Annotated in this window: 20 protein-coding genes; 16 read left to right on the top strand and 4 right to left on the bottom strand. The window is 43.5% G+C overall.

Going from position 1 to position 21,971, the window contains the following annotated elements:
- Positions 1–15 precede the first annotated feature (15 nt).
- The 4 genes from E4K68_RS08825 (at position 16) to E4K68_RS08810 (ending at position 3,818) form a co-directional block, all read left to right on the top strand.
- Positions 16–1,455, top strand: coding sequence for an aryl-sulfate sulfotransferase (locus E4K68_RS08825; RefSeq protein WP_135378569.1), 1,440 nt, complete (start codon positions 16–18; stop codon positions 1,453–1,455).
- Between the two features lie 434 nt (positions 1,456–1,889).
- Positions 1,890–3,275 carry an MFS transporter gene (locus tag E4K68_RS08820; RefSeq protein ID WP_135378568.1) on the top strand — a complete coding sequence of 462 codons (1,386 nt, stop codon included), beginning with the start codon at positions 1,890–1,892 and terminating at the stop codon, positions 3,273–3,275.
- Between the two features lie 104 nt (positions 3,276–3,379).
- Positions 3,380–3,517 (top strand): glutaredoxin domain-containing protein, encoded by a 138-nt coding sequence (locus tag E4K68_RS08815; RefSeq protein WP_135378567.1) that lies wholly within the window; start codon positions 3,380–3,382, stop codon positions 3,515–3,517.
- 28 nt (positions 3,518–3,545) lie between these two features.
- Positions 3,546–3,818 carry a hypothetical protein gene (locus tag E4K68_RS08810; protein ID WP_135378566.1) on the top strand — a complete coding sequence of 91 codons (273 nt, stop codon included), beginning with the start codon at positions 3,546–3,548 and terminating at the stop codon, positions 3,816–3,818.
- Between the two features lie 324 nt (positions 3,819–4,142).
- Here the strand turns inward: E4K68_RS08810 and E4K68_RS08805 are convergent, their stop codons facing one another.
- A complete protein-coding gene (locus E4K68_RS08805) occupies positions 4,143–5,102 on the bottom strand; it encodes a helix-turn-helix transcriptional regulator (protein WP_135378565.1) in 960 nt (319 codons plus the stop codon).
- 229 nt (positions 5,103–5,331) lie between these two features.
- On the opposite strand from E4K68_RS08805, the gene modA reads away from it, so the two are divergent.
- From modA to E4K68_RS08760, 9 genes are all read left to right on the top strand, one after another.
- Positions 5,332–6,138, top strand: coding sequence for a molybdate ABC transporter substrate-binding protein (gene modA, locus E4K68_RS08800; RefSeq protein ID WP_243450313.1), 807 nt, complete (start codon positions 5,332–5,334; stop codon positions 6,136–6,138).
- Between the two features lie 22 nt (positions 6,139–6,160).
- Positions 6,161–6,853, top strand: a complete 693-nt coding sequence (modB, locus tag E4K68_RS08795; protein ID WP_135378564.1) for a molybdate ABC transporter permease subunit — start codon at positions 6,161–6,163, stop codon at positions 6,851–6,853.
- Positions 6,853–7,533: an ATP-binding cassette domain-containing protein gene (locus tag E4K68_RS08790; protein ID WP_135378563.1), complete on the top strand. Its 681-nt coding sequence runs from the start codon at positions 6,853–6,855 to the stop codon at positions 7,531–7,533. The genes modB and E4K68_RS08790 overlap by 1 nt, the downstream gene beginning before the upstream one ends.
- Before the next feature lie 299 nt (positions 7,534–7,832).
- A complete protein-coding gene (locus tag E4K68_RS08785) occupies positions 7,833–8,414 on the top strand; it encodes a TetR/AcrR family transcriptional regulator (RefSeq protein WP_135378562.1) in 582 nt (193 codons plus the stop codon).
- Positions 8,415–8,425: 11 nt separating this feature from the next.
- Positions 8,426–9,541: an Hpt domain-containing protein gene (locus E4K68_RS08780; RefSeq protein ID WP_135378561.1), complete on the top strand. Its 1,116-nt coding sequence runs from the start codon at positions 8,426–8,428 to the stop codon at positions 9,539–9,541.
- A 29-nt stretch (positions 9,542–9,570) separates the two neighbouring features.
- Positions 9,571–9,990 carry a response regulator gene (locus E4K68_RS08775; protein WP_135378560.1) on the top strand — a complete coding sequence of 140 codons (420 nt, stop codon included), beginning with the start codon at positions 9,571–9,573 and terminating at the stop codon, positions 9,988–9,990.
- A gap of 2 nt (positions 9,991–9,992) precedes the next feature.
- Complete coding sequence (locus E4K68_RS08770; RefSeq protein ID WP_158291397.1) at positions 9,993–10,385, top strand: response regulator; 393 nt, start codon at positions 9,993–9,995, stop codon at positions 10,383–10,385.
- Between the two features lie 18 nt (positions 10,386–10,403).
- Positions 10,404–12,140: a GGDEF domain-containing phosphodiesterase gene (locus E4K68_RS08765; protein ID WP_135378558.1), complete on the top strand. Its 1,737-nt coding sequence runs from the start codon at positions 10,404–10,406 to the stop codon at positions 12,138–12,140.
- Between the two features lie 18 nt (positions 12,141–12,158).
- A complete protein-coding gene (locus tag E4K68_RS08760) occupies positions 12,159–13,349 on the top strand; it encodes an ATP-binding protein (RefSeq protein ID WP_135378557.1) in 1,191 nt (396 codons plus the stop codon).
- Positions 13,350–13,372: 23 nt separating this feature from the next.
- On the opposite strand, the gene E4K68_RS08755 is transcribed toward E4K68_RS08760, so the two are convergent.
- From E4K68_RS08755 to E4K68_RS08745, 3 genes are all read right to left on the bottom strand, one after another.
- Positions 13,373–16,183 carry an ATP-binding protein gene (locus E4K68_RS08755; RefSeq protein ID WP_135378556.1) on the bottom strand — a complete coding sequence of 937 codons (2,811 nt, stop codon included), beginning with the start codon at positions 16,181–16,183 and terminating at the stop codon, positions 13,373–13,375.
- A 215-nt stretch (positions 16,184–16,398) separates the two neighbouring features.
- Positions 16,399–17,619: an ATP-binding protein gene (locus E4K68_RS08750; protein WP_135378555.1), complete on the bottom strand. Its 1,221-nt coding sequence runs from the start codon at positions 17,617–17,619 to the stop codon at positions 16,399–16,401.
- Complete coding sequence (locus E4K68_RS08745; protein ID WP_135378554.1) at positions 17,597–18,289, bottom strand: response regulator transcription factor; 693 nt, start codon at positions 18,287–18,289, stop codon at positions 17,597–17,599. The genes E4K68_RS08750 and E4K68_RS08745 overlap by 23 nt, the downstream gene beginning before the upstream one ends.
- A gap of 116 nt (positions 18,290–18,405) precedes the next feature.
- On the opposite strand from E4K68_RS08745, the gene E4K68_RS08740 reads away from it, so the two are divergent.
- The 3 genes from E4K68_RS08740 (at position 18,406) to cooS (ending at position 21,943) form a co-directional block, all read left to right on the top strand.
- Positions 18,406–18,963, top strand: coding sequence for a hypothetical protein (locus tag E4K68_RS08740; RefSeq protein ID WP_135378553.1), 558 nt, complete (start codon positions 18,406–18,408; stop codon positions 18,961–18,963).
- Between the two features lie 258 nt (positions 18,964–19,221).
- Positions 19,222–19,770, top strand: coding sequence for a cache domain-containing protein (locus E4K68_RS08735; protein WP_135378552.1), 549 nt, complete (start codon positions 19,222–19,224; stop codon positions 19,768–19,770).
- A gap of 259 nt (positions 19,771–20,029) precedes the next feature.
- Positions 20,030–21,943, top strand: coding sequence for an anaerobic carbon-monoxide dehydrogenase catalytic subunit (gene cooS / locus E4K68_RS08730; protein WP_135378551.1), 1,914 nt, complete (start codon positions 20,030–20,032; stop codon positions 21,941–21,943).
- Positions 21,944–21,971: the final 28 nt, after the last annotated feature.

Raw genomic sequence — 21,971 nt, 5'->3', positions numbered from 1 at the left:
AAAGAGGGGATTACCATGAGTTACCCAAGTATTTATCCAACAGGCGTTACAGTTTACAACCCAGAGAAATGTTGGAGCGGCTATACTATTTTCCCAGCTCGAGAACTTGGAGCACTTTTGATCGACATGAATGGGGCCGAGGTTAACCTATGGAAGGGTTTGCATGGTTTTCCTAATAAGCTACTGCCTGGTGGTTATGTATTAGGACACACTGGGGAAAGAAGCAATGCCTTTGGCATGCAAGATCAAATTGATTTGGTTCAAGTGGATTGGGATGGCAATGTCGTTTGGAAGTTTAACCAACACGAATATATTGAGGACCCAGGCCAGGAACCACAATGGATGGCTAGGCAGCACCATGACTATCAGCGGGCAGGCAATCCCGTGGGATATTATGTACCGGACATGGAACCACAGGTTGATAAGGGGAATACTTTGATTCTCTGTCATAGAAATGTTAAGAACCCTAAAATTGCAGATAAGGTCCTTCTTGATGACGTCATTATTGAAGTGACATGGAATGGAGAAATCGTCTGGGAATGGAACTGTAATGAGCACTTTGATGAATACGGTTTCAGCGAAGAAGCCAAAAACATTTTGTTCCGAGATCCTAATATGCGGTCAGCCGGAGGGGGCATGGGTGACTGGATGCATATCAACTCCATGTCAGTCCTCGGGCCTAATAAGTGGTATGATGCTGGGGATGAACGCTTTCACCCGGACAACATTATCTGGGATGCCAGGGAATCAAATATTATTGCAATCATTGAGAAAAAGACAGGTAAAATCGTCTGGAAAGTAGGCCCTGATTACAATGCTAGCCCAGAACTCAAAAAACTCGGATGGATCATCGGACAACACCATGCTCACATGATTCCACGTGGATTGCCTGGCGAAGGAAATATCTTAGTCTTTGATAATGGCGGATGGGCTGGTTACGGAGCACCAAATCCTGGCTCACCTACTGGCGCTAAAAACGCTCTTCGAGATTACACAAGGGTATTAGAATTTGATCCGGTTACCTTAGAAATTGTTTGGCAGTACACACCAATAGAAGCAGGCTTTATAATGCCTGTCGACGCCAGCCGTTTTTACAGTCCTTTTATCAGTGCCGCTCAGAGATTACCAAATGGCAATACGCTCATCACGGAGGGTTCAGGTGGTCGGCTTATTGAGGTAACACAAGAGCATGAACTTGTTTGGGAATATATTAGCCCATATTGGGGAGAAAAAATGAAGCTAAACATGGTTTATCGGGCCTACCGTGTACCCTATGAGTGGGCTCCACAGGCAGAACGCTCTCAAGAAGTCGCTATTAAACCCGTCGATGTGACGACATTCCGTATGCCTGGTGCTTCAAACTCACGTAAAAAAGAGACCGTTGTAGATGGAGTTTGGCCGTTCCAAGGAGACGGTGCACTGTGTGTAGCAGCCGATGAGGAATTAGATAAGTAAGCTTAACAGTAGTGAGGGGGAGTTTTTCCTTTCTCCTCTCCTCCAAAAGTTGATTTAGTTCTAAGACTTCCACTTCTATAAGTGGTAATCCCCTACCGAAGTCTCGATGTCCGGCTTTAGCCGGATGAGTTACCTTAGTTCTGTTGGTTTCATGAAAAAATAGTTAGTAAAAAACACGGAAGCAGGAGAACCGTCCCTGTGTTTCACCAGGCTTCGTAAACTCGTCCAGCTAAAGGGTACATTGTGACGTAGGTGGGGGCCCCTACCCACCTACTTCTATAAGTGAAACTCCCACTTATAGAAGTAGGTGCCTTCGGATTATGCTTCCACATTTGTGCTTGAAATAACGTTCACCATCGAACCATTAAGAAAGTAGGGGTGTATCTAAAAAGGTCCGATTGTCTTTAATAATTGAAGAGAAGGGAAGAAAAAAGATGAGCATGCCAATTGCTAATCCCTCCACCTCCAGTACAGGACCCACGAAAACTGAGAATAAAATGAAATTAGTCAACAACTATTTTGATGGACTACCCGTAACCAAGAAACAAATTTTCTTATACGCTATTATTGTTCTCGCTTACTTCTTTGAGCAGCTAGATAATAATAACTTTTCTTTCATTGCCCCTGCGTTAATCAAGTCTTGGGGTATTCAGAAATCGCAAATTGCGCAAATCACTTCATTATATTTTTTCGGTATGACTCTTGGGGGGATCTCAGGTGGAATCATCTCAGATATTATCGGGCGCCGTAAAACGTTCCTTGGAGCGATTCTCATATTCTCATCGATGTCAGTTCTTAATGGGTTCACAAATAATTTAACGGTCTTTATGATTACAAGAGCACTGACTGGTTTTGGAATATTTTGCATGATGGTTGTATCGGTTGCCTATATCGCTGAAATGACACCGGGAGAAAGTCGAGGAAAATGGCAAAGTATTACGGCTGCCGGCGGTTTCTGCGCTATGCCTGTCATTGGATTTATCGCAAGAGCCATTATTCCTATGGGCCCAGAAGCTTGGCGGATCATCTTCTATATTGGGGGCATTGGTTTTATTGGCTTCTTTTTAGGGCTTAAATACCTTATAGAATCACCTCGTTGGCTCGTTGCTAAAGGAAGAGTGGCCGAGGCTGAAAAAGTTGTTGAAGAACTTAGCGGAGTTGCAGTAGATCTAAGTGAAGCCGCTAAGAATGTTTCGAAGAAAGAAAGTGTTCGGGAACAATTTGTTGGGATGTTCTCAGGAAAGTATCTTAAACGCACGATCGTTTTACTCTTAATTGGTATTCCTATGAATATAGGTAACTTTACGACATCCGGTTGGATGCCAACCTTGCTCAATGGGAACGGGTTTACCCTAGAACAAAGCTTGACGATCGGTACTGCCTTTATGCTTGGTGGTCCTGTCGGTCTGTTCCTTTCCTCCTTCGTATCTGATAAAGGGGGTCGAAAGATCCCATATGGTATCGGAACTCTATGTTGGATGGCTTTAACTGTAATTTTTGCGACCTTGGGGAACCATTACGTTACAATTATGATCGTTGCTTTTCTGCTCAATGCGTTCGCCATGGGCGTAGGATTTATTGCAATGGCTTATCTTCCCGAACACTATCCAACTAAAATGCGCAATACATCGGTTGGCTTCGTCAATGCAGCTCAACGTCTTGGAGTGTCAGCAGCGCAACTTTTCATTCCTGTCGTTATGGTGAGCTTTGGCTTCAGAGGATTATTTATGGGGATTGCAGGGCTGTATTTATTCTCTGCTCTCGTTGTCCTGATCTGGGGAGAACGTACTGGTGGAAAATCCTTAGAAGAAGTGGTTTAAAACATTTCGCTTATCTACGTTCGTCGGTGCCCTGGATTATACTAGGATGCGTTATCGGGAGAAAAGATAAATCATTAATGGAGTTATAGGAGGTTGGACGAGACATGAACGTGATTTATAGTGTACCTGGATGTATCAAGTGTAAGGTTGTAAAGAATTTCATGGATGATCGCGAAATCTCCTTCAAAGAAACAAATGTTAATAGCGAGGACAAAGAAGATTTCAAAAGTTTTATTCGCTAAATCGCAAGGAGGTTTTTTTGGGGTCCATGTGGAAGAGTTGAATTCCCTGTTTTTAAGAGCTTACCGTTATCCTTACAGCTATGTACCGCAAATCCCTACGCCTGTAGAAACTGCTGTTGAAAAGTTAGATATTAGAACGCTCCGTGTACCCGGTGCTGTGAAAGGTCAATTAGACAATGTAGCAGGGATTGAAGGCACAATGGGTTGGCCGAAGAAAGTGGAACAATGTGCAGCAACAGTTAATGATATAGAATCCGAAGAAAATCCTGACGAAGATGATGATGGATTTGCTAAATTTTAATTAAAATTTGGGCTGTAAAAGAAAAGAAAAGCGGGGGACTGGTACGTTGTTTCGTGAAGAAACGATGTGCCTGTCCCCTGCTTTTCTTCTGTTTTTTTCCACTTTTCGCTTTTCTACTTAAGTGGGGTATCTTTGGCGTATTTCCCGAACTTGAACAGTCGAAGACCCAAGTCAGTTAACGGTTCGACGAATGAATGGAATCGCCACATGACCTTCGCGGTTTTTGCAAGTAAAACTAAATAATAGTTTAAGTCTACATTGTAGACCTTAAATAAACCTTAAAAAATTGCATAGGTTTGTATGCCAAGGGATCTGTTTTGAAATCTACATTTCGGCAATAATTTCTCCCATACGGGATATGTCATACCCTCCAATTCCCATCACTTCATTGCGAAATGAGGGGGATTTCAAGATGCTCATTAGAGCCTGAAAATGTGGGCGCTCCAGATCTTCCAGGCGTATTACCAAATCATAGCGTTCTTTATGCAGCGGGATAAAATCAAGATTAATAAATTGCATAGCTACCTTTTCAATTCCTAGACCAACGTCTGCTTCCCCACGCGCAACTTTGCTCGCTATGGCCAAATGAGTCATTTCCTCATTTCCATAGCCGAGAATATCTTGCTGGCGAATACCCAGTGTCCTTAGTTGTTCATCTAACAACACTCTTGCACCGGACCCTCTTTCGCGGTTAATAAAACGAACATCAGGCTTGACTATGTCACTCCAAGTAGTTATATTCTTAGGATTTCCTTTGGCAACATAGAAACCTTCCATTCGATAAACCATGTTTATGATACAAGTAGGATGACCTGGTAACAGTCTTCGCACAAAAGGAAGGTTATATTCGTTGGTATCGCTATCCCATAAGTGCGCAGTAACAACGTTAGCAAGTCCACGGTAAAGAGCCATAAGCCCGTCGATGCTTCCAATATAGCGGCGTAAAAAGTGAACCTGTGGAAATTGTTTTTCCAAATAGCGAGTTAAGATGTCTAAGACAATATCTTGCCCACAGATCACTAAGCCTTCATCTGATGGGAAACAATGATTTAATCCCTTGGTCGGCGAAGGGGAGTCTAATAGAGATGTCATCGAGGAGTCTGGGCAATGAAGTCCTTTAGATTTTTGTTTATAACTCTCAATATCGGCACCCTCTACTCGGACCTTGCGACCAATATGGTAAGCCGCTAGCTCACCTCGCTTTATAAGCTCATAAACTGTGAATTTGGAAATTCTAAGAATGTTTGCGACTTCTTGGGGCGTATAAGAAACATCATTGGACATAGCAAACGCACCTGTCCCTTCTGAAGATTTTTCATGAATATAATAAACACACTAAAACTATATTGCAAAATAATTATAACATATCGTATAATGACAATGTAGTTTAGTTTTGTTAGTTATAGTTAGGTTATCAGTTGCTGACCCTATCCGAATTCCAGACATAAACTAATATAAACCAGAATGAGCTAACTGAACTAATCATTTACATAATGTGTGAGGGGGACTTCAAGTGAAAAAAATTTCATGGTTATTGATGTTTAGTTTTCTGTTAATTCTATCTTTGGTCGGCTGTGGTACAGGCAATACTACCCAACCAACAACAAACGTCACAAAGGCCGAATCTACAGAAATCATGGTATCTGCCGCAGCCAGTATGAAAGATTCATTGACTGAACTTCAAAAGGTGTATACCCAGAAAGCTCCCGGGGTAAAGCTTACTTTTGTTTTTGGTGCTTCAGGTACCCTACAACAACAAATAGAACAGGGTGCCCCGGCCGATCTCTTTATTTCTGCCGGAAAGACACAAATGGATGCTCTGGAACAAAAGAACTTGTTAGTTAAAGAGAGTAAAGTCGACTTAGTAGGAAATGATTTAGTCTTAGTTACGGGGAAGGATAATAACAAGGTTACGTCCCTCGAAGATTTGACCAAATCGAGTGTTGATAAGATTAGTATTGGTACACCCGAGTCTGTGCCTGCCGGAAAATATGCTCAAGAATCCTTAACGAATCTCAAACTTTGGGGTTCATTACAGCCTAAGTTAGTGTTGGCTAAGGATGTGACCCAGGTTCTGAATTATGTAGAAACAGGGAATGTGGATGCAGGACTTGTATACCAATCTGATGTTCAAGGGTCATCAAAAGTTAAAGTCGTTACTGTTGTTCCAGCAAGCAGTCACAAGCCCATTACTTACCCGGCAGCGGTTATTGCAGCTACCAAGAATAAACAAGTTGCAGAGGAGTTTCTAAAGTACTTACAGAGTTCAGACGCCCAGCAAGTCTTCATAAAATATGGGTTTAAGACCTTAACAAAATAAATTAGTTGCCGGGGGAGTCCAAATGGAATTCAGCTTTATCCCAATTATTTTATCTCTGAAAGTTGCCTTTGCTGCCGTTATTATTGTTACGTGTTCTTCAATACCGACAGCTGGGCTTATGGCCAAGCGGGAGTTTTGGGGTAAAGATATTGTTGAGTCTATCATTACTTTACCCTTGGTACTCCCCCCCTCGGTTATTGGTTTCATGTTGCTTTATGTATTTGGGAAGAACGGGCCCTTAGGTAGGCTATTCGAACAATGGTTCCATACTAGAATCGTCTTTACATTAGCGGGAGCCGTGATAGCAGCAGCTGTCGTTGCCTTTCCTTTAATGTATCAAGCCGTAAAGGCGGCGATTGAGAGTGTTGATCAAAATCTTGAAAAGGCTGCGCGTACATTGGGGGCTAGAGAACTAAGGGTGTTCTTCACCATTACTCTTCCCTTAGCTTGGAATGGCATTGTTGCTGGCTTAGTTTTGGCCTTCGCTCGGTCTTTAGGGGAATTCGGAGCAACGTTGATGATTGCTGGAAATATTCCGGGCAAGACTCAAACTATGCCTATTGCCATATACTTTGCCAATGAGGCGGGCGACACAAGGCAAGCGAGCATACTGGTTATCATCATGACGGTCTTTAGTTTTCTGGTGATTTATGGACTGAACCGTTGGGGGAAACGATCTCAACGTGAGCGGGATCCGAGAGGGGGTATCAAATAATGCTTAAGGTTCATTTTAAAAAAAGGTTACCTCACTTTGAACTAGAAGCCGATATCTCTTTGAAAAATGGTATTCTCGTCCTTGTTGGTCCCTCGGGTGCTGGCAAGACGACGATCTTGCAGTGCGTGGCAGGCCTTCAGACCCCCTCTTGGGGAGAGATTATTATCCGCGACCGGACAGTCTTTTCTTCTGAGCTAAGTGTGGATCTTCCTATTAGAAATAGACGCATAGGGTATGTATTTCAGGACTATGCTCTCTTTCCGCACATGACCGTTGAGAAAAATGTTATTTATGGAAAACCCAAAGAAGGGAGTACCTTGAACAAAGAGAGTGCCCCCAATAAAGTCCTCAATAGTTCAAATCTATTAGATATGCTAAAGATAGAACATCTTCGAAATCGCTATCCTAATCAGATTTCAGGCGGTGAAAGACAAAGAGTTGCGCTTGCCCGTGCGTTGATGACCGAACCTGAACTTTTGTTGCTTGATGAACCGCTCTCCGCTCTCGATTCTGATACGCGAAAAACACTCCAACTAGAGTTGCTCAAGCTCCAAGCACGATGGCAGATCCCCTTCATCTTGGTCACCCACGATGTTCAGGAGGCGGAAGAGCTTGGGGATCAGATTATTAGGCTCGATCGAGGGAAACAAGAGATTATAAGGAGTACTAAAGGGTTGTAACTTGTTTTCGTTTGTTCAACCCTTTTTTCAAGAGATCCAGGTAAATATTAAGGATTATTCATCTTGCCATAGGTGAATAATCCTTAATATTTTTGGATAGAATCATCAAATTTCTGTATGAACAGACAGAATTTAATTAGGTAATAGGGGCAAAATTGGTTAAATTTCATCAAAGTGAGAATCTGTGCAGTAGCTTATTACGGATTCGTTGATATCGGAATATTCCGTTACCATTGACGGGGAAACAAGGAAACAAATATAATAAGGTTGGTTAGTTATAACTAACCTTAGAGGTGAAAATGTACAACAAATATTTAAAGCGCAGAGAAATGATTATTATCGATGCAGTGGACTTATTAGACGAACTAGGGATTAAGGGTCTGACAACAAAAGAATTAGCCCGGCGAGAAGGAATCACTGAACCCGCTATCTATAAACAGTTTGACAGCAAGCAGGACATCATCTTGACCGTTTTGGAGCGTTTCGCATCCTTTGACGAGGTGATTCAGAATACGATCCTTGAACAAAAGATGCCCTGCCGAGAGGCTCTAGCCTATTATGTGGGGTCTTATGCTTCCTATTATCATAGCTATCCTCAGATTACAACTATATTGTTTTCGTTGGATGTATTTCAATATGAGTTGTCAAGTAGACAGAAAATGCGGAATATAATAGACAATCGTTATAATTTTATGGCCAAGCTACTCGAACAAGGTCTGAAGACGGGAGAACTAATTTGCACAATGGCAGCGGAAGAGTTGACAGAACTGGTAATGGGCATTTTGTGGGGTATAACCTGGCGTTGGAAAATGACGGATACTGGAGAGGACCTGAAGGCCAAGATACTCAGTGCCTTAAATAAAGTGTTAGAACAAAAATAGGAGATGAAGGCATGTCCGAGGAAAGTTACTTGAACAGGGAACCTATGCTGGAAATGTTTATTTTTGAAACGCTTCAGCTACTCGAACAGCTAGAAAGAATCCTTTTGAATACAGAGAAGAGTAATAATCTAAGTGGCGAAGAGGTTAATCAAGTTTTCCGGATAATGCATACCATCAGGGGTTCATCAGCTATGATGATGTTTAAGGGAATCTCCACTTTAACCCATTCCTTAGAAGAACTCTTTTATTTCTTTCGAGACAACAAAACTCAGCTCATCGCTTTCACACGAGTGTGCGATCTTGTTCTAGAAGCTGTGGACATCATTAAACGGGAAATCGCCCAGATCAAAGAAGGGACAATACCTGAAAGCGGGCATGAAGAACTCTCAGGGGAGATCAAAGAATATCTTATTTCTTTGCGGGGCTCTGAGGGCAGTGCAGCCGAGCAGAAAGAATCGCTGGAGATAGGTCTTGGGGAGCGAAAAGTCTTCTATATAAGTTCCTATGTACCCCCAATGGAAAGGGTTGAACGAAGGTATATTATTCGGATCTTCTTTGAAGATGGATGTTTGATGGAAAATATCCGAGCCTATACGATTATTCATAATCTAAAGGAATTGTGCCAGGAACTCTATTATCGTCCTAAGGATATCATCGCTGAAAATGACAGCGCTGAATTTATCAACAAAAACGGTTTTACCATTTATCTGTCGTCGAATACCGATGAAAAAGTGCTCCGGGAGATGATCCAGGAGGCCTTGTTCTTAAAGTCGTATGAGCTAACTCGTGTGGAAGGGTATGAAAAAGATATCCGAGATTTGTCGCATGGATTGGATTTGCTAGTGCCTAATGAAGAAGCAAGCGTAGGGAATCCAGCGAAGGTTCAGTCAGAAAAGGAATATATTGAAAAAAGTACTCGAGGTCTGATCAGTGTAAGTATAAACAAGCTTGATAGGCTGATGAATTTAGTCGGTGAGATTGTGATTGCCGAGTCGAAGGTGACTCGTAACCCGGAGTTGGCCGAATTGGGGTTGGACAGCTTTAACGAAGCGTTTCGTCAACTACAGAAGCTAACGGGTGAATTGCAGGATGTTGTTACATCCATCCGCACGATTCCGCCAGGCTAAATCGACGAAAGAGAAGGAGGTGGTAAATCATGAGAATACTTATTGCAGAAGATGATTTAACCAGTCGAAAATTTATGCAAAGGTTTCTGACGAGATATGGAGAATGTGATGTGGCGGTCGATGGTTTGGAGACAATTGATTCATTCCTGTCGGCACTTAAAGAAAATAAACCCTATGATCTGGTGTGTCTTGATATTATGATGCCTAAGCTGGATGGTCTGAAGGCTTTGCGTATGATTCGAGACATTGAACAGGAAAAGAAGATAGCGGATCTGGAACGGGTTAAAGTGATTATGACGACTGCCCTGAATGACCAGAAAACTGTCCTGAGCGCTTATGGGAGTGGGTGTGAGGCCTATGCGTGGAAACCCATTGACGTGCAAAAGTTCACGGAAGTGCTACAAAGTCTGGGTCTGATTGACGATAAGCAAGAGATGAAGAAGGAATGATATTGGAATCGACAGATAAGAAAGTTCAGAAAAAGACCGTTCTACTAGCTGAAGACGACCCAGTGTGTCGAAAGATCATAACTAAGATTTTAGGCGAGGCTGGTTTCCAGGTTCACATAGCGGTTACTGGAGTTGAGGTTGTCAGCTTGTTTTCTCAAGTCAAACCTGATCTAATCTTGATGGATGTGCGTATGCCGGAATTAGACGGATTAACAGCCGTTCGTATGATCCGGGAGATAGAAAAGCCTTCCTCAAGGAATGTCCCGGTAATTGCTGTAACAGCCTACGCGTTAAAGGGTGATAGGGAGATATGCTTGGAGGCAGGCATGGATGATTATCTCACGAAGCCCTTCGATATCGGAGATTTGTTGGCTATTACCAGGCAGTGGTTGTAAACAGGGGGGCGAGAAGAAGTGGACAGTCTTGCGCATGAGGATCATAAATGGGATATACCCCAACTGTTCCAGGAATTGTTTTTGGAAACGAACGATATTTTATGGTTTCTCGATGGTTGTAGTGGAAAGCTGTATCTTTCCCGACAATTTTATGTTATGAACGGTTATACACAGGAACAAGAGCAGACTATTCGTTTGATTGAAGACTTTTATCCCTTAATTCATCCAGCGGATCGCAAGCAAGTTGCTGAAAGTGTTGAGAAATTGGTTCAGCGTCTCACCCCAAAGTTAGCGGTTGAATTCCGTATGATTAATCGCCTGGGGAAGATGCGGCATATCTTGATAAAGGGTCATCTGACGGAGCGAATAATGGATGGAGATGCAACCAGTGGAAGCTTATTTGCCTCCGGTACCCTGACCGAAATCAGTGAGCTAAAGCAAAAAGCTAGTCAATTGAATAGGTTGACTTACTTTGATAGCCTGACCCAAATGCCGAATCGCTCCATGTTCACTTATCGGACGACGGTGGCTGTCCAACAGAGACTGGCTGATTCAGGTACTTGTGCGGTTGTTTATATGGATCTGGATAACTTTCAACGCATTAATGATTTATATGGGCAGTATTTTGGGGATGATGTCCTGCAAGCGGCAGGTAGGACGATGACCGAGTTTCTAGGTCCAGAGCTGCTGGTGGCTAGACCGAGTGGCGATGAATTTCTTATCTTATTTTCGGAAATTGAGGGAAAGAAGGCACTTGCTGAACGGATTGAACATTTGCGGCAGCTTATGGCCAGGCCTATGATGGTTCAAGGTCGGGAAATTCAACTGGCTTGTTCTACTGGAGTGGCAATATATCCGGAAGATGGGCATAATGCCGAGGAGTTAATCAAAAATGCGGATGCCGCTTTGCATCAGGCTAAAAAAGAAGGAAAAAACAGGAACGCCTTTTATGAAGTAGCGATTAAAACGGCGCTTATTAAGCGAACTCAAATGGAGAGAGAACTGCACGAGGCCTTGTCAAGAAATGAACTGAGACTACTTTACCAGCCACAACTGGATTTACATAGTGGACAAATCATTGGGGTAGAAGCCTTACTTCGCTGGGATAGTCCGACTCACGGCCAGGTATCTCCGTTGGAATTCATCCCACTTGCTGAAGATTCGGGATTAATTATTCCGATCGGACTATGGGTTTTGCAGCAGGCATGCCAACAGATAGAAGTCTGGCGGCGGCAGGGGCTGGGCCATTTGACGATCGCGGTCAATCTATCTCCTGTTCAGTTGAGCCATGAAGGTTTTTATGCCACTGTGATGCAACAAGTTAAAGGGATAGAATTTGTAGCAACGTCCCTTTGCCTGGAAATAACGGAAAGCATTCTTGTGGATGACCTGTCAAGGGTTTCAGCTATTTTGAGTAAGTTCAGAAGTAAGGGTGTGAAGATAGCTCTCGATGATTTCGGGACCGGCTATTCTTCCCTAAATTACTTGAAGGATCTGCCTTTGGATGTTCTGAAAATTGATAAAACGTTTATTGATAATTTTGAACAGGGGGATACGGAGAAGGAGATCACTCGGACAATCGTGTCTCTTGCCCATATTCTCAGGCTGGATGTTGTCGCCGAGGGCGTAGAAACTTTGGATCAATTCGGTTATTTGCGTGAGATAGGCTGCAATAAAGTTCAGGGGTATTACGTTAGTCGGCCTATACCTGCTGATGAGATAGGTCCCTTTTTGCAAGCGTTGGAAATGACATAGAGGGAGTGATGGATAACTATGTCAGAACAAAGGCTTTATCAAATTCTTATCGTGGATGACAATGTTAATAATCGGTTTACTTTAAAGACGTTAATTCAGCAATACCTCCAAGCCGAAGTGATCGAAGCAGATTCGGGCGCAGAGGCTCTAAAGGTTCTTTTGGCAATCACAGTGGACCTAATAATCTTGGATATTCAAATGGAGGGTATGGATGGCTTTGAAACGGCCGAGCTGATTAAAAGGCGCCGGAAAACACGGGATATTCCGATCATTTTCCTAACGGCCACATATGTCACAGACGAATTTAGAAGACGAGGTTTTCAGATAGGCGCGACAGATTATCTGACCAAGCCGGTTGACGATTATCTTTTGTTAAATCGGATCAATGTCTATTTGAAACTGATTGAAAAAGAACGGATGCTAAACCAGAATCTGGAGGAACTCGTGCGCGCCAGGACGAAAGAACTGCTAGAAGCCAAGGAGGCGGCTGAAGCTGCAAATCGTGCTAAAAGCGTTTTTTTAGCCAATATGAGCCATGAAATAAGGACGCCGATGAACGGCATCCTTGGAATGTTACAGCTCTTAGAAATGACGGAACTGAATGAAGAGCAGCAGGACGATCTTCATACCATCAAAACGGCATCCCTGACGCTCCTGGATATCATCAATAATATTCTGGATATCTCACGGATCGAAGCCGGTAGAGCGGAGTTGGACAATGGTGTTTTCTGTATCAGGGACATCTGCATGGAAGTGGTGGACTTCTTTCGCAAAAGTACAGAGGGCAACAGAATCGACATCAAAATTGACCTGAATGAGGCTCTGCCATCGGCAGTATACGGGGATGCTTTGCGCCTCAAGCAAATTCTCAATAACCTCATGGGGAACGCGGTAAAATTCACAACCGAGGGAGAAATTTGTCTGAGGGTAGAGGTCGATGAGCTTGCAGAAGAGGAAAAAAGGGCTTTGATCCGGTTCTCGGTGGTGGATACCGGGATCGGGATTGCTCAAGATCAGCAGGCTGAGATTTTCAAACGGTTCACTCAAGGGGACGCTTCGATCACTAGAAAATATGGAGGTACTGGACTGGGGCTGACCATCACCCAGAGACTGGTGGAAATGATGCACGGGAAAATTACTGTGACTAGCGAAGTAGGCGTTGGGAGTACGTTTGTCTGTGTGCTTCCGTTTTCCTTCCATTACGCTTGATATCCGAGTAATAGGAGGAATTTTTATTGTTCTTCTTTCAGCCAGTCTTTGATAAGGTTCGTCAAGACCGCATAATCGATGGGCTTAGAAACATAACCTTTGGCCCCAGCGGCAATGAATTGTTCTTTATCTCCAAGCATGGCCTTGGCTGTTAGAACGATAATTGGAATATGCCGGAAACGAGAATCCCTGCAAATTCTCCGCATTGCTTCAACACCATCGACTACAGGCATCATGATGTCCATTAGAATTAAATCCACATCTGGGTTAGCCTCAAGTTTTTGTATAGCTTCCTGTCCGTTGTAAGCTTCTAGGACCTCCAAGCCGAGATCTTCTAGAAGAGAGGAAAGGGTGTAGACGTTCTTAAGATCATCGTCACAAAGTAGGATGCGTTTCCCTTGAAGAATCGGATCTGGGTCTTGGTCAAGTCGTATAGGAGTGAATGTGCTGGCATTGCGTAGGATAAAATTTGGTCGATCCTCGGGACTAAGGCTGGTTTGGTTATCCGTGATGAGTATGGGTTGAGGATGAGGTGGTAGTGGAGACATTCCAGGTTGGGTTGCCGTCTCGAGAAATCTTGGCAGCAGGAGAGTGAAGGTGCTACCTTGGTGTTTTGCACTATGTAGGGTAATTCTTCCCCTTAATAAGGCAACTAGGTCCTTGACGATAGAGAGGCCTAAACCAGTTCCTCCGTACTGTCGGCTGATGGATCCATCAACCTGGAGGAATTTTTCGAAGATAAGTTCCTGCTTATCGGGGGAAATCCCGATGCCTGTATCACTGATGGAAATTTTCAGAGGTAGATCTAGGGTGTTGCTGGCTGTGATTTTCAGCGTGACTTTCCCCTTAGAAGTGAATTTGAAGGCATTGGCTAGTAAATTGGTGAGGATTTGATTAAGTTTTTCGCAATCAGTTGTGAAGGACATCTTTAAGTCATCTTGGAGAATAAAGGATAGACCCTTTTCCGTGGCGAGCGTTTCAAATTTGTCTTGGCAATTAGAAATTAATTGTTGGGTTGTCATCGTTTCGATTAGCAGCTCTGTTCGACCACTTTCGATTTTGGCTAGGTCTAGGATATGATTGATAAGCTGAAGCAACTCTTGACCGGCAGCCTGAATAACACTTGCTTTTTTTTGATCGTCTTTCGATAAGTTTTGCTGCTTGTTTTGAGCCAGCATCTGGGATAAAAGGATAATGGAATTCAAGGGAGTGCGAAGTTCATGTGACATATTGGCTAGAAATTCAGATTTGTATTGGCTGGCCATCTCCAATTGGAGGTTTTTTTCCTGCAAGGTCAGTTGTAACCCGATTAAATGAGCATTATTGGCACGGAGTTCCTGAGCTTGAAGCTCCATGATTTTTTGCTGTTCTTCAAGTTCAGTATTGGATTGGTTCAGAGCCTGGACATGCTCTTCCAGTTCAATATTTGATTCGTCTAAAGCTTTGAAATGCTCTTCCAGCTGCCGTTGCCCTTGCTCAAGTTCTGCATTCAAAGCCTCCAACTCAATGCTTTGCTGGTGAAGCTTTTCATTGCTGGCTTGCTCTTGAGCTAGGAGATGGGCCGTTTTGTCTTTTTGTGTACTGGACAAAAGGTAGTAGGCAAGGATGGCCGTCGAGCTGTTCAAGAAATTTTGCTTGTTCTGATCCATTAATTCATGCGCTGCAAGTTCGATCACACCGTAGAGTTGCTGGTTGAAGAGGAGTGGAAAGGTGTAGGTGTTGAGGGGCGGTTCACTCGTGGTCCCTGTTTGGATGATGGCTTGGTCACGAGTAATATTTCGCAGAAGAATTGGCGTCTTTTGCAGGGCGACTTGTCCGATAATCCCTTCGCCTAGCGGATGCTCTTGAATTAACATTGTGCTATTATGAGGGGCAAATGAACTTAGGAGTTGGAGCTGTTGGGTTTCCGGATTGTAAACGTAAAGAGCTCCCATTCCAGCTCCAACATAGGTCGCCACAAACTGCAGCGCAATTTTACCCAGTTCGTTCAAGTTATAATTACCGGCTAGAGCGACTCGCAGGCGACTCTGGCCGTCCCGTAGCCATAATTCATTCTCCAGCATTTCGATTAGAATGTTAAAGTCTTTTTTCATTTCCGCGAATTCATGGTTGCCTGTCACCTTTGCCTTTTGCAGATGTCCGCTGTGGACGATGCTAGCCATCACCTCTTTAAGGGAAACAATGGCTTGCTGGATGCTGCGGGTAACCATAAACGTCAAAGCCAGAGAAAGTCCCAGTGCTATCGCAAGAGACATTGTGAGAAGATGGAGAACCTTGCCGGAAGTTGAGTTCGCTTCGGCGATCTGCCGGTCAGCCTCAGCACGGGCAATTTGGTTAAGACGGGTTAGATTGCTATTCAATTTGAGAGAACACGGAGATATTTCGTTGTTAAGGAACTTGGTGGCTTCATTAAGGTTGCCGTTGTCTAAAAGCCTGATGAATTCTGTCTGCAGGGGTTGCCACCCGTCTAGTAAGATTCGGGTTTCTAGTTCTAGTCGAAGTCCGTCCTGATCGAGTATATTATCGCGGATTAGATCCAAATTACGGCGGATAGAGGTGTTGTGATCGTTGATCTGCACAATCAGGTCTACACGGAGGCTAAGACTGTCTACCTGTAGTGCCTTCCTCATGGCTAGTCGGATTTCAACCTCTTCAAGATGGGCCTGGACGGCGGCATTGGAGGCAACGAGTGGGTGCTCATAAATCGAGCGGGTGAGGTCATTCAACCGTATCACATTATTGGTAGCAATCATGCCAAAGATGAGAAAAACTAAAGTCTGAATCGCTAGAATTCCTAAAAGACGTTGCCTAATGGATGTATGATCCCATAGCATTACGCAGATCAGCTCCTTTTCATACAAGGACTATTAATGGATAATAAATGAAAAATTTCTAAATCTAATGAACGAAGGTAAAAATTTCCTATGCATTAATATTATCACGAAGCATTACGCTGAAACAACAGGGAATTCTCATCTTGTATCGAATTCTCACTACGACAGAAGAAGGCTCTTGCCAGTTTTTTAGGTTTGGCAGGAGCCTTCTTTATTTATCTCGGCAAACTGATCACAAAGGTTGTCCCTTTTCCTGGCGAACTGGAGACATTAATTCTACCATGGTGGCTTTTGACGATCCAGTCGGCAATGGCCAGGCCCAATCCCGTGCCTTCTTTTTCTTGGGAACGTGCTTTATCGATTCGGTAAAAGCGTTCGAAGATTTTAGTCACGTGTTCGGGTGCGATGCCCTCGCCGTTATCGGACACTGTGATTTCTGAGGTAGTTCCCCAGGTTCGCAAGCCCAGAGTAATCTTCCCCTCCGAGGGTGTGTATTTAATTGCATTATCTAGAAGAATAATCATGAGCTGTTTAATCCTATTTTCGTCCCCCAAACACGTTCCCTCTGAAGACTGGGAATATTCGAGGAGAATTCCGTGGGTCTCAGCAAGGGGTCTGAAGGAATCGACAACTTCGTTGAGAACGGTATGGAGGGGAAATGATTTTATTTCTAATGTCTGTTGTTGAGAATCAGCACGAGCAAGAAACAGAAGGTCTTCCACTAATTTGGTCATGCGCTTTGTTTCGAGCAGACTATAATCCAACCACTTGGATTGACTGTACACGGTCTCTTCAGAGTTGCCTTTTACAAGCTCTAAATTGACCTGAACGACCGACAGCGGGGTTCTGAGTTCGTGAGAAGCATCGGCAACGAAGTCTTGCTGGCGTTGCCAGGATTTTTGGATGGGGGTCATGGCTCGGTTCGCCATAAATCGACTGCCATAATAAGCGAGTACTAAGCAGATCAAACCTCCAATCGAAAGCGAACTTAATAGTAAACCGAGTATCTCCCTATCCTGATGAAGGTTAACAAAGGTAAGGATGAATCCGGGAGTTTGTTTGAGAGGGACCCTTAGGTATGTGTAATCTTGATCATGGAAGCCAACTTCTCCTTTAGAATTTCGACTGTTGATTGTTTTGTAAGCTAAAGGAGCCATAAGATCGAGGGTGAGTGGTAGATCTGAGGAACTTTCTAGGATTTTTCCGGTTTCATCAGTTTTTAGATAGAAGTATTTAACGATATTCCGGTTATGCTCCCGAGTTTCGATGACTGAACCAGAGCCTGCTTCGTTCGAGACGATTTGCATTAGTTGTTGAGATTGGTTAAATATTTGTATTTGCATGAGAAAGTAGGTGCCGATCACAAAGAGTAATAGAAGAAGGGCCATAACCATAACATTGATCAAAGTTAATTTAAGTCTCAATTCCCGGAACATTAGGCACCTCCTTTAGGCAATAGCCAATTCCTCGCACAGTTTCGATCCTGACCTCGGATGAATTTAGCTTTTTGCGCAGATAGTGTACATAAATCTCTACATTATTGGCCTCAACTTCCGAGTCTAGTCCCCACACTCTGTCTAAAATCTGTTCCTTGGTGATAACCTGCCTGGGATTACGCATAAAGAGCTCCAGAAGCAGAGATTCTTTCAAGGTGAGTTTGACCGTTTCGCTTCCTTTGGTTAATTCACAGTGGAGGGGTTTCAAAATAAGCCCAGCGACCGTCAGTTGTTCGTCTTGAATTTGCGTATTGAGTCTTCGTCCTAAAGCCCTCAAGCGAGCTAGAAGTTCATCCGTGGAAAAAGGTTTTACAAGGTAATCGTCAGCACCAGCATCCAAACCCTCGATCCGATCTTGAATGGAATCTTTAGCAGTTAAGAGAAGGACGGGGGTAGTGATCCCTTGGCTGCGGAGTTCCTTTAAAAGAGAAACTCCCTCTTTGCGGGGCAGCATTCTGTCAAGGATGATTAAATCATAAACTCCGGTTTCTGCCATAGCTTGTCCAGTTTCCCCATCAAATGCGGTATCAACCCCGTATTTGTTCTTTTTTAAGATATAGGCTAAGGCCTCTGAGAGCCTTGGCTCATCTTCGACTAAGAGTAAACGCATTCTAATCACCTCTATATGCATTCTAAACTAGTTCCCTTTATATTTCATTAGATTTCTTAAGGAGAACTAAAGGTTCTGTTTATATACTAAGGCTAATCTAAAAAGGAGGAATATAAATGAGCTTTTTTAAAAAAATTAAAAAAAGGTGGTACTTGTTACTCATTGTTGTCTTGATTATTGGAGGGAGCGCGGCAGGACATATTTACCATGCTCAGCAAAATAAGGCCTTGGCTTCAGCGAAAATGGGTTCACAGGTTTATCGTCAAGTGGATCTTGATCTGATCCATCTGGAGAACTTCGTGACAGCAAAGGTTACTCCTGCTCAAGCAAAGCAAATGCTGCCTTTAGTAGAAAGATTGTCCGCTGCAACCGACCTCAATACCCAGTCGGATTTAGCTAAACAAGTTTATGGAATACTTACACCAGCTCAATACGCAATCCTGATGGATCGTCAAAACAATAGTTCGATGAATCAATCGAATCAACGAAATGGGAAGGGCGATCAGAATGAACGGGGCATGAAAGAAGGCCGTGATGGCAAGAAGCGTGATTTTCCAGAGGGTGGTGGTTTCTTCGGGAAGGGTTACCAAGATCCTAAGGAACAAGCCCTTGGTAGTGTGGTAATTAAGATGCTCAATGATCGCAGTGCTGAACAAATACAACCTAAGGCTTAATGGTTTTTTGCTTTTGAAATGAGGATACAATAACGTGGGCTACGCCATAGTTATTGTATCCTCGTTGTGCTTATAACTTAATATATTGAAAGAAAAAAGCGCGTTTAGACTTTGAGGGATAGGTGTATAGTTACAGTCACGTTGGTAAAAGATGATAGAATAAAATAACGTAAAAAAATGGCGTATTCGACAAATATGTACCAACCAAGTATAATATCAATGTTGGAGTACCCTATTTCACGAACTCAAGGAGGAAAAATGTTTAAGAAGATTTTGATTGTAGTAACTGTCATGGTGTTAATGCTCTCTCTTGCGGGGTGTGCAAAGAAACCCGAAGCTCCAAAAGCTACTCAACCTCAAGCGGGTACAGCTGTTACGCCAGAAGGCCATCCAGCTGAAGTTCAGGCACAACCAGGAGACAAAGCAAGCCAAGCTGCTGTGGAAACCAAAATAAATGACTTGCTTAATAAAAAATACCCTGGCGACTGGAAAGTAGCAGGAACTACTTTGAGTAAGGGTTCTTATACCGAAAATGGAAATTATAAGATTGTAGATGACGTTGAAGCGTTGTTCCCTGGTACAATGGGGGTATCCATTTTCGTTGGGGAAGAAAGAATTTCCTCTAGTGTTAAGCAAGGCACAGAAAGAGTACTAAAGGGTTATGCTACCCCGCCGACGGTTGGGGAGGTTATGAAAAGTGGGACTACCACTAGTACCCTAAGCAGCGGGTATCTGAAGGTCTATATTCCGTTTAAGGCAAGCGATAAAACCGTGGCAGTGATGACGGTATCGGTACCCCAGCAGTAAAATGTCTATTAGTAGTGACTAATACGTGTATCACATTGATTTGAGAAACCCTGTAGCGGTAGATTTACTGTTACAGGGTTTTCCTTTTGGGCGGGGTAACCAATATTACACCTTCGGATTTGATCTGAATATAGAGATAGGATGGGTATAATCCAATTTATAGGGAAGTTTGGTAGAGCTTTTTTCGTAATATGACGTACATATTTACTAGGTATGATGAGCAAACTTTCTTGTAGTAACCATAAAAGGGGGATAGATAATGTCAGAAACTGTACTGGAGAAAACAGAAGGCCGGGTAAGCTATCATGATTCTGTGGAAGAGATGTTGATACGAATCCGTGAAGATGGTATGTCCAATGTCTTTGATCGCTGGACTCAACAAGAGAAAATTCGCTGTAGATTTTGCTTAGAAGGCTTAAGCTGTCAACAGTGTTCCCAAGGGCCCTGCCGAATTAGTGAGAAGAGTGGGCATGATAAGGGGGTCTGTGGAATCGGGCCGGATGCGATGGCTATGAGAAAATTGCTTCTCCAAAATATCATGGGAGCGGGTACCTATAGTCACCATGCTTATGAGGCTTTTAGAACCTTAAAGTCAACTGGAGAAGGGAAGACACCTTTCAAAATTACCGATACTAATAAACTAAAATGGATGTGTGAAACGCTTGGAATCAATACCAATCAGGATATTAATCAGATGGCAATTCAATTGGCAGATGTCCTCAATGATCAAATGAATATTGGAACGGACGAGCCCAATCTCATGGTCGAAGCCTTTGCCCCGAAGAAACGGAAAAAAGTTTGGAAGGATCTACATATCTATCCGGCCGGCGTGGTTCATGAAGAACAGAATTCGGTGGCGAGCTGTTTGACCAATGTCGATGGAGATTATGTTTCTTTAGCACTCAAAGCCTTGCGTTTGGGGTTGGCTACCATCTATAATGCTCAGATTGGGCTTGAAATGACCCAGGATATTTTGTTTGGTACTCCTACACCTCATGAAGTTAACGTCGATTTAGGGATTATGGACCCTGATTACATCAATATTGTCTTTAACGGCCATCAGCCTTGGGCTGGCGCAGCAGCGATCGAAAAGGCAAGAATGCCTGAAGTTCAAGCGAGAGCGAAAGCAGCTGGGGCTAAAGGCCTTAGAGTAGTCGGTTCTATTGAAACGGGACAAGAGTTGCTTCAAAGATTTGAAGTAGATGATGTGTTCGTTGGTTTAATGGGAAATTGGCTAAGTATAGAGCCCCTTCTGGCGACTGGCACAGTGGATGTCATGGCGATGGAAGAAAACTGTTCGCCACCCGCTATTGACATGTATGCCGAGAAATATCAAATAACGTTGGTTAGCGTTAGCACGATTATCGGGGTTCCAGGACTTCAGCATAAGATGCCCTACCATCCGGGTGAAATCGAAGGAGTGGTAGAACAGCTCTTCAATTTAGGCATTGAAAACTTCAAGAAACGGCATGGAAAAATTACTGCTCAGGTTCCAAGAATCACCCAAAAGGCGATTGCGGGATTTTCCACAGAAGCCGTTCTGGGAGCACTGGGCAATAAACTAGACCCGCTTGTTGATGTCATTGCTTCTGGAAAGATTAAAGGGATTGTCGCTTTAGCGAACTGTTCCACCTTGAGAAATGGCCCTCAGGATTGGAACACGGTAAACCTTACGAAAGAACTTATTAAGAAGGATATCTTGGTTGTAGCTGGTGGCTGCGGAAACCATGCGTTAGAAGTGGCGGGGCTTTGTAACCTCGATGCCATTAATATGGCAGGCAAGGGTTTAGCAGAAGTATGCGGAGCCTTGAAGATTCCGCCTGTCTTAAGTTTTGGCACATGTACGGATACTGGCAGAATCTCCATGCTCGTAACAGCCTTGGCGGATCATCTGGATGTGGATATTCCTCAATTGCCGATTGCTGTAACCGCACCCGAATGGATGGAGCAAAAGGCCACGATCGATGGAGTTTTCGCTGTAGCTTATGGAGCATACACTCATTTATCTCCGACCCCCTTTGTAACTGGTGCGCCTCAACTGGTCAAGCTATTAACTCAAGATGTGGAAGGATTGACTGGCGGGAAGGTCGCACTCGGCGATGATCCTGTTCAAGTTGCTAATGATATTGAAGCCCATATCATGCTCAAAAGGAAGGGCTTAGGACTCAGCTGATACTTCGAGTTGATTAGCCATAAAAAAG

Origin of the sequence: Desulfosporosinus sp. Sb-LF (genome assembly GCF_004766055.1) — a bacterium.
In the GTDB taxonomy this organism is placed as follows: domain Bacteria; phylum Bacillota; class Desulfitobacteriia; order Desulfitobacteriales; family Desulfitobacteriaceae; genus Desulfosporosinus.
This window is presented reverse-complemented; position numbering and strand designations above follow the sequence as displayed.

Bases quoted from the DNA above. Each gene is read 5' to 3' on its own strand.
- E4K68_RS08825 (WP_135378569.1), top strand. From the start codon at position 16: ATGAGTTACCCAAGTATTTATCCAACAGGCGTTACAGTTTACAACCCA.
- E4K68_RS08820 (WP_135378568.1), top strand. From the start codon at position 1,890: ATGAGCATGCCAATTGCTAATCCCTCCACCTCCAGTACAGGACCCACG.
- E4K68_RS08815 (WP_135378567.1), top strand. From the start codon at position 3,380: ATGAACGTGATTTATAGTGTACCTGGATGTATCAAGTGTAAGGTTGTA.
- E4K68_RS08805 (WP_135378565.1), bottom strand. From the start codon at position 5,102: ATGTCCAATGATGTTTCTTATACGCCCCAAGAAGTCGCAAACATTCTT.
- modB (WP_135378564.1), top strand. From the start codon at position 6,161: ATGGAATTCAGCTTTATCCCAATTATTTTATCTCTGAAAGTTGCCTTT.
- E4K68_RS08790 (WP_135378563.1), top strand. From the start codon at position 6,853: ATGCTTAAGGTTCATTTTAAAAAAAGGTTACCTCACTTTGAACTAGAA.
- E4K68_RS08785 (WP_135378562.1), top strand. From the start codon at position 7,833: ATGTACAACAAATATTTAAAGCGCAGAGAAATGATTATTATCGATGCA.
- E4K68_RS08780 (WP_135378561.1), top strand. From the start codon at position 8,426: ATGTCCGAGGAAAGTTACTTGAACAGGGAACCTATGCTGGAAATGTTT.
- E4K68_RS08775 (WP_135378560.1), top strand. From the start codon at position 9,571: ATGAGAATACTTATTGCAGAAGATGATTTAACCAGTCGAAAATTTATG.
- E4K68_RS08760 (WP_135378557.1), top strand. From the start codon at position 12,159: ATGTCAGAACAAAGGCTTTATCAAATTCTTATCGTGGATGACAATGTT.
- E4K68_RS08755 (WP_135378556.1), bottom strand. From the start codon at position 16,183: ATGCTATGGGATCATACATCCATTAGGCAACGTCTTTTAGGAATTCTA.
- E4K68_RS08750 (WP_135378555.1), bottom strand. From the start codon at position 17,619: ATGTTCCGGGAATTGAGACTTAAATTAACTTTGATCAATGTTATGGTT.
- E4K68_RS08745 (WP_135378554.1), bottom strand. From the start codon at position 18,289: ATGCGTTTACTCTTAGTCGAAGATGAGCCAAGGCTCTCAGAGGCCTTA.
- E4K68_RS08740 (WP_135378553.1), top strand. From the start codon at position 18,406: ATGAGCTTTTTTAAAAAAATTAAAAAAAGGTGGTACTTGTTACTCATT.
- E4K68_RS08735 (WP_135378552.1), top strand. From the start codon at position 19,222: ATGTTTAAGAAGATTTTGATTGTAGTAACTGTCATGGTGTTAATGCTC.
- cooS (WP_135378551.1), top strand. From the start codon at position 20,030: ATGTCAGAAACTGTACTGGAGAAAACAGAAGGCCGGGTAAGCTATCAT.